The 14,219-nt window shown below is 59.7% G+C and carries 8 protein-coding genes; 6 read left to right on the forward strand and 2 right to left on the reverse strand.

The features are described 5' to 3' along the window. A partial coding sequence (locus VHX65_00715) for an MG2 domain-containing protein (protein HEX3997053.1) occupies positions 1 to 4,094 on the reverse strand: 4,094 nt, incomplete at its 3' end. Positions 4,095 to 4,607: 513 nt separating this feature from the next. On the opposite strand from VHX65_00715, the gene VHX65_00720 reads away from it, so the two are divergent. Together VHX65_00720 and VHX65_00725 are read left to right on the forward strand one after the other, a co-directional pair. After that, positions 4,608 to 6,170, forward strand: a complete 1,563-nt coding sequence (locus VHX65_00720; GenBank protein ID HEX3997054.1) for an ABC transporter substrate-binding protein/permease — start codon at positions 4,608 to 4,610, stop codon at positions 6,168 to 6,170. Positions 6,171 to 6,321: 151 nt separating this feature from the next. Further along, positions 6,322 to 7,071 carry an amino acid ABC transporter ATP-binding protein gene (locus VHX65_00725; GenBank protein HEX3997055.1) on the forward strand — a complete coding sequence of 250 codons (750 nt, stop codon included), beginning with the start codon at positions 6,322 to 6,324 and terminating at the stop codon, positions 7,069 to 7,071. A 257-nt stretch (positions 7,072 to 7,328) separates the two neighbouring features. Here the strand turns inward: VHX65_00725 and VHX65_00730 are convergent, their stop codons facing one another. Next, a complete protein-coding gene (locus VHX65_00730) occupies positions 7,329 to 8,747 on the reverse strand; it encodes a PQQ-binding-like beta-propeller repeat protein (protein HEX3997056.1) in 1,419 nt (472 codons plus the stop codon). 342 nt (positions 8,748 to 9,089) lie between these two features. Here VHX65_00730 and VHX65_00735 point away from each other — a divergent pair, with 342 nt between their 5' ends. From VHX65_00735 to VHX65_00750, 4 genes are all read left to right on the forward strand, one after another. Further along, on the forward strand, positions 9,090 to 9,794 hold the full coding sequence (locus VHX65_00735) for a hypothetical protein (protein ID HEX3997057.1): 705 nt from the start codon (positions 9,090 to 9,092) through the stop codon (positions 9,792 to 9,794). A gap of 369 nt (positions 9,795 to 10,163) precedes the next feature. Further along, on the forward strand, positions 10,164 to 11,375 hold the full coding sequence (locus tag VHX65_00740; GenBank protein HEX3997058.1) for a serpin family protein: 1,212 nt from the start codon (positions 10,164 to 10,166) through the stop codon (positions 11,373 to 11,375). 475 nt (positions 11,376 to 11,850) lie between these two features. Next, complete coding sequence (locus tag VHX65_00745) at positions 11,851 to 13,398, forward strand: 2-isopropylmalate synthase (GenBank protein ID HEX3997059.1); 1,548 nt, start codon at positions 11,851 to 11,853, stop codon at positions 13,396 to 13,398. A 72-nt stretch (positions 13,399 to 13,470) separates the two neighbouring features. Then, the gene (locus VHX65_00750) at positions 13,471 to 13,941 is read left to right on the forward strand and encodes a DUF488 domain-containing protein (protein HEX3997060.1); all 471 of its coding nucleotides are present in this window, start codon (positions 13,471 to 13,473) and stop codon (positions 13,939 to 13,941) included. Positions 13,942 to 14,219: the final 278 nt, after the last annotated feature.

Genomic DNA, 14,219 nt, shown 5'->3' on the forward strand with positions numbered 1-14,219 from the left:
TCGCCGACCTTGGTGCCTTGGCCCATCGCCCAGACTTTGACTTTCCAGGTGGTAAGATTCTCGGGCATGGTGAGGGCCACCTCGGCCTCCCCCTTGTCGTTCGTCTCGAGCGCCCCGACCCACAGGGCCGTATCGGCGAAATTCGAACGAATCGAGGGCTGGATCATGGCGGGCTGGCCACCGCCGCCGCCCACCCCGGGGGCTCGTTTGTCGCCCTCCGCGGCTCGGTCGCCGTTCTCGCCCTTTGCCCGCGCTTGCAGGCCATCCATGGCCATATTTGCATTGCCGGCCGCCAAAGCCATCGGAGCGGCGGCAGCCGCATCGGCACCAAACGCCGCATCCTTTTCAAGCTGTTCCCCTCCGAGACCACGCAAACTTTGGCGACGATTTTCGCCACCCCAGTCGCCGGCGGCCGCGCCGTGTCTTGAGTACATTCGACCCGTCATGTAGCCGAACGCGCCGAGATCGCTCATGCCGGTTTCTCCTTGGCGAAGCAAGTTGTGGAAAACCAAATCGAGATTGGTTTCCTGCCGCAGATTGTGGGAGCGGCGCCATTGCCAGAAGTAGGCCTTGATATCGGCGACATTCGAGCCGCCCGATATGTATTCGACGGCCTTGTCGTAAATCGCCACCACCGTCGAGCCGACGAAAGCCTTGCCGGCCAGATCGGTCAGCGTAATGCCGACCTTGGCCTTATCGCCCGGACGATAATCCGTTTTCGACGGCTTGACGGCGATGTTGAGAATCCGCTGCTCGGGCGGAACGACGATATCTTTCAACTCGTTGAATGCCTTGCCGCCGGAGATCGTCAGCGCTTCGACAAAGAAATTCGGCATGTCGTGCTTCGTAACGCCGATTTCGAAGATCGTGCTTTTGCCGTCGAGCCGCAGCAGCTTCGGCGGAAGATACACGCCGTTCGCCGGCCGGAGAAACAGCCATACGAACGCATCGGTGCGGTTGGTGTTGACCATCAACTTGACGGTCTCTCCCGGGGCGTAATCCCGTTTGTCGGGAATCAATTCGAGATCGTTGAACCGGTAGCTGGCGCCGGTGAAATCGGGGCCGGTGATCGTGAATACATAGCCCCCTTCGATCGTATGGCCTTTGGCGTCGCTGAGCTTGTAGGACAGCCGATATTGGCCCGGGGCGGCGGCTTTCATGGTTTGCCGCGCCATGCCTTCAGCATCGGTGTCGATGTTCCATTCTTCGACGGCCTTTTCGACCGGCGCCTCTTTGCCGGCCTTCACGGGTTCGGGATAACTGACTTTGTAGAGGACCAGATGACCGGTTCCTTTGACTGGCTTGCCATCGAGCGTGCGGCCGGCGACATGGGCGACAATTTCATCGCCGGTGTGGTAGTAACCGCGCTCGAGCCAGGCCGTGACCTTGAACGGCTTGCGGGCCACGAGCACCGTGCCCGCGCCGACAATCGTTCGCCGGGTGGCATCGACGACTTCAGCGGTGATCTCGTAGCGCTGGTCTTGGTCGGGATGCACGGCTTTGGCCAAGGCCGTATCGATATCGACCGAGAGCGTGCCGTCGGGGCCGATGGGTGCTTCGGCATCGGCGACGACTTCCGGCGGCTGATAGCTGGCGCCCCACCACCACGGGATCGGCCGGCGGCAGCCCCAATCGCTCCAGCCGGGGAACCATTCGTAGTTGTAGCCGAACCACCAATAGCCCGGCCCGTAGAGCCAATCCCATCGGCCGGGTGGAAACCATGTTTCGGCGTAGTTGCTGCGGACAATCTTGTATTTCACCTTGGCGTTCACGACCGGCGAGCCGAAGTAGTATTTCGCCTTGATCGTGGCCTTGATCTTTTCGCCGAGCATCACCGGTTCGGTGGGGGCATCGACCGAGACTTCGAATTCCGGCTTCTTGTATTCCTCGACGCGGAAATTGCCGCCGCCGCGGTTGACGACATACAGCTGATACATGCCGAGCGTCGCGGTCGACGACAGTTCGTATTCGCCCTTGATGCCGCCGTAGGAATCGCTCTTGAATGTCTTTTCAAGCAGCTTGCTTCCCTTCGGATCGTGCAGTTCAACCTTGAAATTTTGGTTGGCGAAGTCGGATTTTCCTTCCTTGTCGTATTGGGCGTGCTCGATCCAGAATTTGAACTTCACCTGCTGGCCCGGGCGATAGACAGGCCGATCGGTGATCGTGAACACCTTGATTTGGTTGTAGGCATAATCGTATTGGTTGCCATACCAGACATTGCTGAACCCGACGTAGGCCAGCCGGTCGCCGTCGCCGCGGGCAATCGCGATCCAATTGAAATCGGCTGGGGCTCGCTGCTGATCGAGAATCACTTCGCCATCGGCGTTGCTGAATTCGGCGAGATTTTTGGTGTCGAGCGCCCAGTGATTCGGCTGCTCGAATCGCTGGCGATAGCCGAATAGTTCGACGTTCATCTTCGGAATCGGCTTGCCCGTGACCGCGTCGGCGACGACATACAGCACGCCGTTATTGAGGTTCTTTTGCACCAATGCGGTGTCGGCGAGCCAAACGATAATGCGGCAGGTGTTGCCGTCGGCCATTTTTGCCGAGAGGAGATAAGCGCCGGCCTTTTGCAGCGGCGTGGCGACGGTGAACTGGCGATTGAAATGTTCGGCCGGCGGATCGAGATCGAGCTCCCACGAGGCGATTTTGGGGCCGACGTATTGCTCTTGGTTTTGCGTGACGAGCCGGTAGCCGATGTCTTGCAGGTTGAATTTTTGCCAATCCGGCGGAGATGGCCGCGACTTCAGATACGTTTTGACGTCGTCGAGCAGTTTTTCGATTTTGATCGCGTGGGCTTCGAAGCTGACGTGCTTGCCGTTGCGGAATGTGAATTGGACGCTGGCCCCGTGCCCGGCAGGCTGCACGACGCCCGAATCGAAGCGGCCCCAATTGCCGACGATCTGATCGAGCTGCTGCTGCTTATAGTTGTTGGGGCCCGGGCCGTATTCCTTGATGCTGCGGCGCCAGTAATCGGCCGCTTTGGGATATTGCTGGCGGTTTTCGAAGATTTGCGCCAGCGCGCCGAGCGCGGCCTCGCCTTGGCCGGTTTTGGGATTGTCGGCGATCGTCTGGTAGATCTTGATGAAGTTGAATTCATCGGGAAGCTTGAATCGCTTGATGCCGTTGGCGAGGCGGGCGATCGTTTCAGCTTCGCCGAGGGAATGGACCGCGAACGGGCCAGTGCGATCCTTGTCCGAGGATGCGTCTTCGCCGCCGCGGCCGAACGAGCCGTATTGGGCCATCGTTTGCACGCCGAATTGGCTATGCAAGAAATCGGCGAATTCGATTCGGGCTTCGTTCAACTTGTCGTGCGACATCTCGACCGCCTCGGCAAGCGCCCACCGCCAGCGCTGGCCATCGTTTGCCGCGTCTTTCCAGCGTTTGACGGCCGAGTAGTAAATCGGATTGCCGGCGTCGTCGACCGGAGCGCCGCGGGTGGCGCCGCCGCCGTTGTTCCAGATTTCGCTGTAGTCGGGCACCTTGGCGATGTCGGTGAGCACTTGCAGCCGCCAGGCCTCGTTGTAGTTTCTGCCGTTGACCAGCATGGTGGCCAAGTCGAAGTAGAAATCGGCCTTGGCCGCACCATCGTCGTTGTCGGCATCGACAAGGGGAAAGGTTTGCTGCATGAGCTGCAACGCCCGCACGCGGTCGTGGGCAAATGCGTTGGCCCATTGCCCGCCGCCGCGGTGGTAGCCGCGCGAGAATTTGCCGGCGATGAGAAAACCGTTGTGTTCGACGTAGAGATACGAATCGGCGGCCGCCCACAGAAGCCGCCAATTTTCCTTATGCACGTCGATCGCCTTCTCGCGGAAGTCGTCGATTTCGTCGGCCCGGCCTAGCCGTTCGAGGCAAACGATGGCATTTTTCAGGTCTTCGCCCGCTTTCCGCGGTTCGTCTTTCTTGTCGAGCGCCATCCGGCGAAACTCGTCGTAGGCGTCCTTGAAATTGCCGTTGGTCATTTTCTTGCTCGCCGCATCGCGGTCTTGCTGTGTCGGAGCCGCTTCGGGAGCTGCCGACCATGCCACCAGGGCCAATGCCGAGAGCAGCCCGAGGCCGACGAGCGAAACGACGAGATTGCGAGACTTGTTCATACGGTTCTCGTGATGACGAATCGGAAGAGCGGGCGGGATCTGGCGACTTCGTCCGCAGCGATCGGAACGACGAGCCGGTGATTGGACGCTCGGGCGGCGGAAAAAGTTCCGCGAACCGGCGTGGCGATAATTTGGTCTATTTTCCAATCAAAGTTTGGCCGCAAACGCCGATGTTGCTTGACAATACCCGCAAAACTGTACAAATACCACAATGGCCCGGGCGGCAAACCCGTGGCTCGCGGCCGCGGCCAACAACGCTTTGTCTTAAAACTCGCCGATCGCAACACTAACCCGAAGCGTTAGCGAGGAAATTGTTGACAGTCCGGACCCTGAACCGCGTTGCTTGTGCCGCGGGCTACCGTTTTACGACAAAGCTTGGCCGGATTATTCATAGTGCCAGGAATTCGCGAGACGCTGCGAAATAGTAGCCCGAAGCGTTAGCGATGGTAAGCCTCGGTCGCTCCCTCGCTTACGCTTCTGGCTAGTGTGGTGCGATGAATAATCCGGCCTAGCTTGACAGCGGCAACCGGCCCGCATCCCGACAAGATGGTCCGCGGTACCAACAACAACGCCATGCCGAAGCGGTTTTCCTTTGCAGCGTTTCTTTGCGTGTCCGTCTTCGGCGGCCTTACCCTGTCGGCTGCCAAGCCGGCACGGGCCGATGTGCTCGACCAGATTCAGAAGCAGGGCGAACTCCGTTGGGGCGGCGACGAGAACGGCGGCGGGCCCTACGTCTTTCCCGATGAAAAGGATCCGAACACGATTCGTGGCTTCGAAGTCGAATTGGCCGACATGCTCGCCAAAAGTCTGGGGGGCAAAGCCACGTTCATCCAGGGCGATTGGGAAAAGGTGCCGGAGCTAATCGATTCCGGGCGGATCGATATCGCGATGAACGGCTACGAATTGACGCCCGATCGCCAGCGGCGGTATCTCTGCAGTGTGCCCTACTACGTCTATGGGTTTCAACTCTTGGTGCGTGCCAACAGCCCCTATCATTCTTGGGCAGACCTTGAAGGCGATAAAAAACGGCGGCCAAAAATCGGGGCCCTCGTCGGCTCGGCTGCGCTCGCTTATCTGCGAACGATTCCGAACATCCAGGCAATTAGCTACGACGGCACCACCGATTCGATGAACCAGGTGGTCGGTGGCGTCGATGATGGCACGCTGCAAGACGATCCCACGGCAATTTACTACGCCGACCAGTTTCCCGAGCTGCGCCGCGTCGGCCGGCCGGTGAGCGAGGGCTACTACGTCGTCTTGATGGGCAAACAGGAAACCAAGCTCAAGCAAGCGATCGACAACGCGCTCGAACAGTTTATCCATGACGGACAACTCAAATCGCTCTACGACCACTGGAACCTGTCGGGCAAAGCCCAAATGCTGGCGCTCGGCGATCTGCGCGGCGTGGCCGCGCCGACCGCTTACCCGTCGTTCGCCGATATTTTGCGCAACAATTGGCGAATTCTGTTGGAAGCGGCGGGCATGACCGTCATTCTCTCGGTCCTGTCGATGCCGCTAGCAGTGCTGATCGGAATTTCGGTTGCCTGCGGGCGGATGTATGGCCCGTGGCTGGTCGCCAAGCCGCTCGGTTTGTATGTCGAACTGCTCCGCGGTACGCCGCTGATGCTGCAGTTGTATGCGATTTTCTTTTTGTTGCCGAAGATCGGCGTTGCCCTGCCGGCATTGGCCGCCGCCATCGCGGGGCTGGCGATCAACTATTCGGCGTATGAAGCGGAAATTTATCGGGCCGGCCTGCAAGCCGTGCCGCGCGGGCAAATGGAGGCGGCGCTATCGCTGGGCATGAGCCGGCCGTTGGCGATCTGGCGAATCATCCTGCCGCAGGCCTTTCGGATCGTCATTCCGCCGGTGACCAACGATTTCATCGCGCTGTTCAAAGACACGTCGGTGTGTTCGGTGGTCACGGTGGTCGAGCTGACGAAGGAATACGACATCCTGGCGATGAGCACCGGCGCGATCGTGCAGCTCGCGATCGTCACCGCGACGCTGTACATGCTGATGAGCTACCCGCTGTCGGTTTTCGCCCGCTGGAGCGAACGACGATTGGCAAATGCCTAATGTAAGAATGACGAATGTCGAAGCACGAATGTCTAAAGAATGACGAAGCACAAATGACGAAACCGAATGATCAACGATTTGTGCTTTTTAGACATTCGTGCTTCGGCATTCGCCATTCTTTAGATATTCGTGCTTAGCCATTAGGTATTCAATGGTCCCGATGATTGAAACTCGCGCGTTGTGCAAGCGGCACGGCCTGCTCGAGGTGTTGCGCGGCGTGTCGCTCTCCGTGGCCGAGGGGGAGGTGGCTGTGATTGTCGGGCCATCGGGCGGCGGCAAGAGCACGTTTCTTCGCTGCTTGAATGGGCTCGACACGTTCGAGGCCGGTGAAGTGCGCGTCGGGCCACACCAACTGACGCCCGGCCTCAACGGCCGGCAGCAAGCGGCGCTTTTGCAGCAGATTCGCCGGCAGGTGGGGATGGTCTTTCAGCAGTTCAATTTGTTTCCGCACCTGAGCGTGCTGCAAAACGTGATGGAAGCGCCCGTGCGGGTGTTGCGGCTGCCGCGAGACCAAGCCGCCACTCGCGCGAAGGCACTGCTCGACCGTGTCGGGCTGGGCGACAAGTTGAATCAGCGGCCCGATCGGCTCTCAGGCGGGCAGCAGCAGCGGGTGGCGATTGCCCGGGCGTTGGCGATGGAACCGCGGGCGATGCTTTTCGATGAACCCACGAGCGCGCTCGATCCGCGCATGACGGCCGAGGTGCTGGCGGTGTTGGCCGACCTGGCGGCATCGGGCCAGACGATGGTGGTGGTGACGCATGCGATGCACTTCGCCCGCCGGGCGGCGCATCAGGTGCACGTGTTTCAAGACGGATTGGTTCTCGAATCCGGCCCGCCGGCACAGATTTTCGAAAACCCGAACCAGCCCGCGACCGCCGAATTTTTGCGGAACCAGGATTGAAACGGGGCCGGGCGGCGCTTCACGCAAAGCACACTGGCCCGAAGCGTAAGCGAGGAATCTCTGACAGGCGATGCGGGCCCCGCGTGGCTTGCATCGCTGGTCGGTCTTTTGAGTCTAGGCCGCAGCGTAGCGACAGTCGCGCGGCCGGCCTTCCTCGCTTACGCTTCGGGCTGGTGTTGTGTCTTCCTCGCTTACGCTTCGGGCTGGTGTTGCCTGCTTCGCTTACGCTTCGGGCTGGTATTCTCTCTGCCGCGGAGCTATTTCGCGTCCGACGCTTTCAAGTCGTAGCAGAGCAAACGCTGCTGATCGCGGATATACATTCGGCCGCCGGCGATGACGGGGTGCGGCCAGCTTGGCGTGGAAACATCGGGGATTTTGAAGCTGCTTACCAGCTTGTATTCTTTCGGCGTGCAATCGATCAGGGCCATCGTGCCGTCTTGATAGCGGAAATAGAGCCGGCCATCGGCGCAGGCCACGGCGGCCGAACCGCTTCCCGGCCCATGGTTCTCTTTCCATTCGATTTTGCCGGTGAGGAAATCGACGCATACCGGGGCGCCGGCGTTGTGGCCATGGCCGCCGTAGAGATAGCCGCCCACCAGCACCATGCCGCCGTGGTGGATTTGCAGCTTCGTGTGGTCGAGGAAGTAAACTTCTTCGGCCTTCACGCCGCTTCCTTCGGCCGTCAGTTTCAACAATGCAGCGCCGGTTTGATAGCCGGTCGAATCGAACACATAATCGCCGCGGACGATGGGCGTGGGAATGTTGGCCGTGCCGTTGGCCACTTTGTCGTAGCCCCAGAGGAATTGGCCGTCGTCGGCCCGAACGCCGATCAACCCATGGCCGATCAGTTGAACATATTGCTTTACGCCGGCGCCGTGGCTGATGACGATCGACGAATAGGCGGCCCCGTCTTTTCCCTTGTGGCCAAAATCGGCGGCGGCGCAGGTCCAGATCGTTTTGCCGGTGAGTTTGTCGAGGGCGACCATTGTGTCTTTCTTTCCGCCGGGGGTGCAGATCAGGCGGTCGCCGTCGACCAGCGGCGATTCGGCATATCCCCAGCCGGTCATCATCCGGCCATCGAAATCTTTGGTGTAGCTTTTCTTCCACACGATTTCGCCCGTGGCGGAATCGAGGCAGGCCAGATCGCCGTCAATGCCGAGGGCGTAGACGTGCGCGCCGTCGGCGGCGGGGGTGCAACGCGGCCCGGAATAACCGCCGCCGTTGTTCTCGGCCGTGCCGATCGGCGTGGCCCAGAGTTGCTTGCCGTCGGCTTCGTTCAAAGCGACGACGAATTGCCGTTTGCCGCCGCGATCTGCTTTGCGCCCCTTCTTATGTTTTCCCTTGGTATCCTGATCCTTGGCCGCGGCGGTTTCCTTCGGCTTCGGCGTTTCGCCGGTGTCTCGCTCGCCCATCGTGTAGATACGGCCGTTTTGAACCGAGACGCCGGAAAAGCCGATGCCCAAATCTTTCGCGGTCCAAGCCAACGGTGGCCCATCGACGGGCCATTTCTTCAGCAGCCCGGTTTCCGTGGAAACATTGTCGCGATTCGGGCCGCGCCATTGAGGCCAATTCCCCTCGGTCGAACCACTGGATTGCGATGCCACGGCCAGGCAAACAAACAATGAGGCCGTCAGACACGTTGCCAAAGCAGCGCGGCCACGAATGACAAAAACCATGGGAATCTCCTTCGACACGGGCGGGATTTGGCGGGCGGTAGGCAGCGCGAGTTGGGTTTGAAAGCGTAGCCCACGACAGTTCCGAGTCTAGCGGTCACTCGCCGAAACCGCAAGTTTTGGCAGGCCGCCGAAGTCGTGCCGACGGGCGATCGCTTGTTTGCCACCGGTTCGTCTGCCATTGCCCGAAATCGCCGGTAATATCTGCACTGGCAGAGCCAGCGGCATACGAAGTTATGCTGGTGGCGAAATACTTCAGCACGCTGCTAGCCCGCGGCCCCCAGCAGAGCTATGCTAACGGGCGCTGCAAAGATTTTTCTTTTCCTTTTTTCGAAGGAGCTTCACATGGTACGCATGCGCTGGATTGGCATCGGTTGCGTCGCAATGGTTGTGGCCGGCATGGCGGCAATGTGCACTATGGCGGCCGATGAGCCGGCAAAGCCAGCGGAGCAATCCCGTGGTCAAGGCATGGCGCGCGGCGGGAGCGGGTTGGCATTGTTGCGGCTGGATGCCGTCGCCAAGGATTTGGAGCTTAGCGATGAGCAGAAAGAGTCGCTGAAGAAAGTCGACGACGAAGCACGGACCAAAATGAAGGACCTTCGCGATTCGTTGAAAGATGCTTCTCGCGAAGAACGCATGCCGAAGCTTGTCGCTGCAGAAAAGGAAATCACCGAGAAGGTCGACTCCGTTCTCAACGAAAAACAACGCGCCCGTCTGAAGGAAATCAGGCTTCAAGTTCGCGGCGCCGGCGCGCTCTCCGACCCCTCGATCGCCGATGCACTCAAATTGACCGACGAACAAAAGCAAAAGCTGATGGATTTGGCGAAGGAGCGGCGCGACGCCGTGCGAACTGCGATCCAAGACGCCGGCGGAGATCGTACCGCTGCACGCGCGAAGATCGGACCGATCGTCAAGGACGCGAACGAAAAAATGCAAAAAGTGCTCACGCCGGAGCAAACCGAGGAATTCGACAAGATGAAGGGCAAGAAACTCGACCTGGGCGATGCCGCGATTGGTTCGCTCGGCCGCCGGCCCGCTGAATCAAAATAATCGAATTCGTTCACGGTGCGAGTGCCACGCAGATTGCGGCAGAGAACGCCGCATTACCGTTCCACCGGCCCGGGCGCCCATTATTCTCACATGGGTTTATTCCGGGTCGGACGAAATCGGATTGAATCGGCGATGGCGATGAAGAAAATTTGTCACCGGAACTCCGGCCGTCATTGTCGCGTCTAAGGCTCGGCCGAAAAATAGCTTTTCCACAGGCCCCTCTCCCCTTGTGGGAGAGGGCAGGGTGAGGGGTTCGAAAAGCGGAAGTTATCTTTCGACCGAGTTTAAGCTCGGGGTCGCAATCCGTCTGTCACGACTCATCCATGCAGGTGCCCTACGAAATCACTTTCTGCAACATCGTTGGCTCTTATGCTGTCCGCGGCGGTTGTCTCGGCAACGATCGGCGAAGCCCAAGGAGCGACGGCCGTGAAAACCGTGTATCGCTGGCCCGCCGAATTGGTGTCGGGCAACAATCAATTCGCAATCGATCTCTACCATCAGTTGAGCGTCGAAGCGGGCAAGCCGCTGTTCTTTTCGCCCTATAGCATCTCGACCGCCTTGGCGATGACCTACGCCGGCGCTCGCAGCGACACGGCCACGGAAATGGCCAAGACCTTGCATTTCACCCTCCCGCCCGACCAACTGCACGCCGACTACGGCGCCGCTCTGAAGCAACTGACGGCCGCCGCTCCCAATCATGGCTATCAATTCCGCATCGCCAATCGGCTGTGGGGACAAGAGGGCTACAAATTTCTCGATTCGTTTTTCAAAATCACCCGCGACGATTATGGCGCGGAGTTGGCCCAACTTGATTTTGTCCATCAGGCCGAACAGTCCCGTGGCACCATCAATGCCTGGGTCGAGAAGGAAACCAACGACAAGATCAAAGATCTCATTCCCGCCGGAGCCTTGAATGCCGACACTCGGCTCGTGTTGACCAACGCCATTTATTTCAAAGGCGATTGGCAACTGCCGTTCGACAAGGATTCGACGCAAAAGGCCCCGTTCCACCTGACTGCGGACAAAACGGCCGATGTCGACATGATGAGCCAGCAAAAGCACTTCAATTTTGCTCGCACCGACGACGCATTGCTCTTGGAAATGCCCTATAAGAGCGGCGATCTGTCGATGGTCGTGGTGCTGCCGACGAAAGTCGATGGCTTGCCGGCCGTCGAGAAATTGTTCACCGCGGAAGCGTATGGCAAATGGATTGCGCAGTTGCGCAGCCAGACCGTCCACGTGTGGCTGCCGAAATTCAAGGCCACGCAGGATTTCGAACTCGGACCGACGCTCGGGGCAATGGGAATGCCGGCGGCATTCTCCGCCAAAACCGCCGATTTCTCGGGCATGGATGGCAAGCGCGATCTGTTCATTTCGTCGGTGATCCACAAGGCCTTTGTCGATGTCGACGAAAAGGGGACCGAGGCGGCTGCCGCGACCGGCATCGTAATGCATGCCGGAGCCATCCTCCGTCGGCAACCGCCGGAAGAATTCAAAGCCGATCATCCGTTCATCTTCCTGCTCCGCGACACGCGCAGCGGCGTGATCCTGTTCCTCGGCCGCTATTTGGGCCCGATCTGAAGCAACCAGGCTCACGCGGAGTCGCGGAGGATGCGGAGACGAAAGAAGAAGAACTCTTTTCCTCCCGTTCTGCGCGCGAAATGCATCGTCGAATTGCCGCTTGACCGGTCCATACCGCTCAGCTAAAGTTCAAACAGTGGCGGTTTGATAATTCCGCCGCGAACTTGCTCGAAATAACCGTCGCTTTGCATGAATAAGAACCTGTCCAGCCTGTTGCCCTTGTTGCTTTTGGCCCTATCGGGGCCCAGGCCTTAGGGTTCATTCGTACGACGTTCGATGAATACGAAACCCCGAGGTCTGGCAACGCCAGGCCGCGGGGTTTTTTTGTTTCTGCACCACGACCTGAAACAAACACTAGCCCGAAGCGTAAGCGAGGGACGCGCGCCGACAGACTGTTTTCCTCGCCCGCGCTTCAACTCGGTGCGCCAGCCAACCAACATCCCACTGTTGCGATTCCCATTCCCAGGAGACGATCATGTCTGACCGGCGAATCATCAAAATCTTCGACACCACGCTCCGCGACGGCGAGCAATCGCCCGGCGCAAGCATGAACCTCGCCGAAAAAATGGAGATCGCCCAGGCGCTCGTCGATTTGGGCGTCGATGTGATCGAGGCCGGCTTTCCAATCGCCTCGCCCGGCGATTTTCAGGCGGTGCACGAAATCGCGGCCAACATCCGCGGCAGCACGATCTGCGGTCTTGCCCGGTCGAACGACGCCGATATCGATCGCGCCTGGGAAGCGCTCAAGGCGGCGCCGAATCCGCGGATTCATATCTTTCTTGCGACCAGCGCCATCCATCGCGAATTCAAGCTGAAGATGGACAAGGAAGAAATTCTTCGCCGCGCCGTGGCCGCCGTCGAACGCGCGATCCACTATTGCGACGACATCGAATTCTCGCCCGAAGATGCCGCTCGCACCGAGCCCGATTTTCTCTGCCAGGTGGTCGAAGCCGCGATCGGCGCCGGCGCCACCACGGTCAACATCCCCGACACCGTCGGCTACGCCACCCCGGCACACATGGCCGGAGTGATCCGCAACCTGATCCATCGCGTGCCGAATATCGACCGTGCGACGGTGAGCATGCATTGCCACGACGATCTGGGCCTGGCCGTGGCCAACAGCCTCGCCGGCATCGAAGCCGGGGCCGGGCAGGTCGAGTGTACGATCAACGGCATCGGCGAACGTGCCGGCAATTGCTCGCTCGAAGAGGTCGTGATGGCCCTGCGCGTGCGCAACGACTATTATCACGCCGACACGCGGATCAAGAGCCAGCGGCTCGTGCCCGTGAGCCGGCTCGTCTCTTCGATCACCGGCATCCAGGTGCAGCGCAACAAGGCCATCGTCGGCCGAAATGCCTTCGCCCACGAGGCCGGCATCCATCAAGATGGCATGCTCAAGGAGCCTCGCACCTACGAAATCATGCGGCCCGAAGATGTCGGCTTTGCCAAGACCGACCTCGTGCTCGGCAAACACAGCGGCCGGGCGGCGCTCGCCGATCGAGCCAAAGCGCTCGGCTACCATCTCACCGGCGAGCAACTGCAAACCGTCTTCGAGCAGTTCAAGATTCTTGCCGACAAGAAAAAGGAAATCTACGACGGCGATATCGCGGCCCTCTGCGAACAGCAGGTAATCGACGTGCCCGAGTCGTGGCAATTCGTGTCGTACAACCTCACGACCGGCACCGGCATGAAGCCGACGGTGACGCTTCGCCTGCGCAACGGCGAGCAGGAACTTCGCGAGCAGATGATCTGCGGCGATGGGCCGGTCGATGCGATCTTTCTGGCCACGGAGAAGATCACCGGCTACGACGTCGTCTGCCACGATTTTCGCGTGCAGGCGGTGACGGTCGGCAAGGATGCGCAGGGAGAAGTGAACGTGGAAGTGGAATACAACGGCCAGATCTATCGCGGCCGCGGCGTGTCGACCGACAGCGTCGAGGCCAGTGCCAAGGCGTTCGTCAACGCGATCAACCGCATCGCCGCCCACCCCGACCCGCGGCTGCACCCCCAGCACGCACACTGAATTCAGTTTGACACGCAAACAGGATCGCTGACGGTTGTGTCACACGCAGACCAGCATTTCGTGAGCGATCCAATGACCGATTCGGCGACAGCGGATGGCGGACGGGCGATCCAGCTTTTTACGATCGGCTTTGCCGGCAAATCGGCCGAGCAGTTCTTCCAAACGCTGATCGGCGCGGGCGTGCGCAAGTTAGTCGATACGCGGCTCAACAACGTTTCGCAGTTGGCGGGCTTCACCAAGCGCAGCGATCTCGAATATTTTCTGCACGTCATCGCCGGGATTGATTACATTCACGATCTGCGACTTGCCCCGACGAAAGAGATGTTGGCCGATTTCAGATCCAAGCGGATCGATTGGTCTGAATACGAACGCCGCTTTTTGGAACTGCTGAAAGCTCGCCGCCCAGACAAGTGGCTCGCCCCGATGGCCGTCGATCGCGCATGCCTGCTGTGCAGCGAACCAACCCCAGCCCATTGCCACCGCCGCCTCGTCGCCGAATATCTGCAAGCCCGGTGGAAGAACGTCGAAATCGAGCATCTCTAGCCGAGGCCGCGGCAGCGGGCGGATTTCGAGTTGGCTATGCTGCTCGGTCGATGTCGGCAAGCTACTCGCAATCCGTCGCATTTCCGGCACCCAATGGTTGATTGCGCCGTAGCTCATCGCAACGATGTGGGGGCTCTCCGGCATCGATTGCGACGCCGAACAGGATGGAGCGAGACAAAGCCCGATTGACAGCGGAGTAAATGAAAGGCCGCGACGACGGCCATCAACACAATTCGGACGACGCGTGTGCGTCAGGTTTCTGCTTCCAGAGAAAACGA

Source organism: Pirellulales bacterium (assembly GCA_036267355.1).
Classification (GTDB): domain Bacteria; phylum Planctomycetota; class Planctomycetia; order Pirellulales; family DATAWG01; genus DATAWG01.

Bases quoted from the DNA above. Each gene is read 5' to 3' on its own strand.
- VHX65_00735 (HEX3997057.1), top strand. From the start codon at position 9,090: ATGGTACGCATGCGCTGGATTGGCATCGGTTGCGTCGCAATGGTTGTG.
- VHX65_00725 (HEX3997055.1), top strand. From the start codon at position 6,322: ATGGTCCCGATGATTGAAACTCGCGCGTTGTGCAAGCGGCACGGCCTG.
- VHX65_00730 (HEX3997056.1), bottom strand. From the start codon at position 8,747: ATGGTTTTTGTCATTCGTGGCCGCGCTGCTTTGGCAACGTGTCTGACG.
- VHX65_00740 (HEX3997058.1), top strand. From the start codon at position 10,164: ATGCTGTCCGCGGCGGTTGTCTCGGCAACGATCGGCGAAGCCCAAGGA.
- VHX65_00745 (HEX3997059.1), top strand. From the start codon at position 11,851: ATGTCTGACCGGCGAATCATCAAAATCTTCGACACCACGCTCCGCGAC.
- VHX65_00750 (HEX3997060.1), top strand. From the start codon at position 13,471: ATGACCGATTCGGCGACAGCGGATGGCGGACGGGCGATCCAGCTTTTT.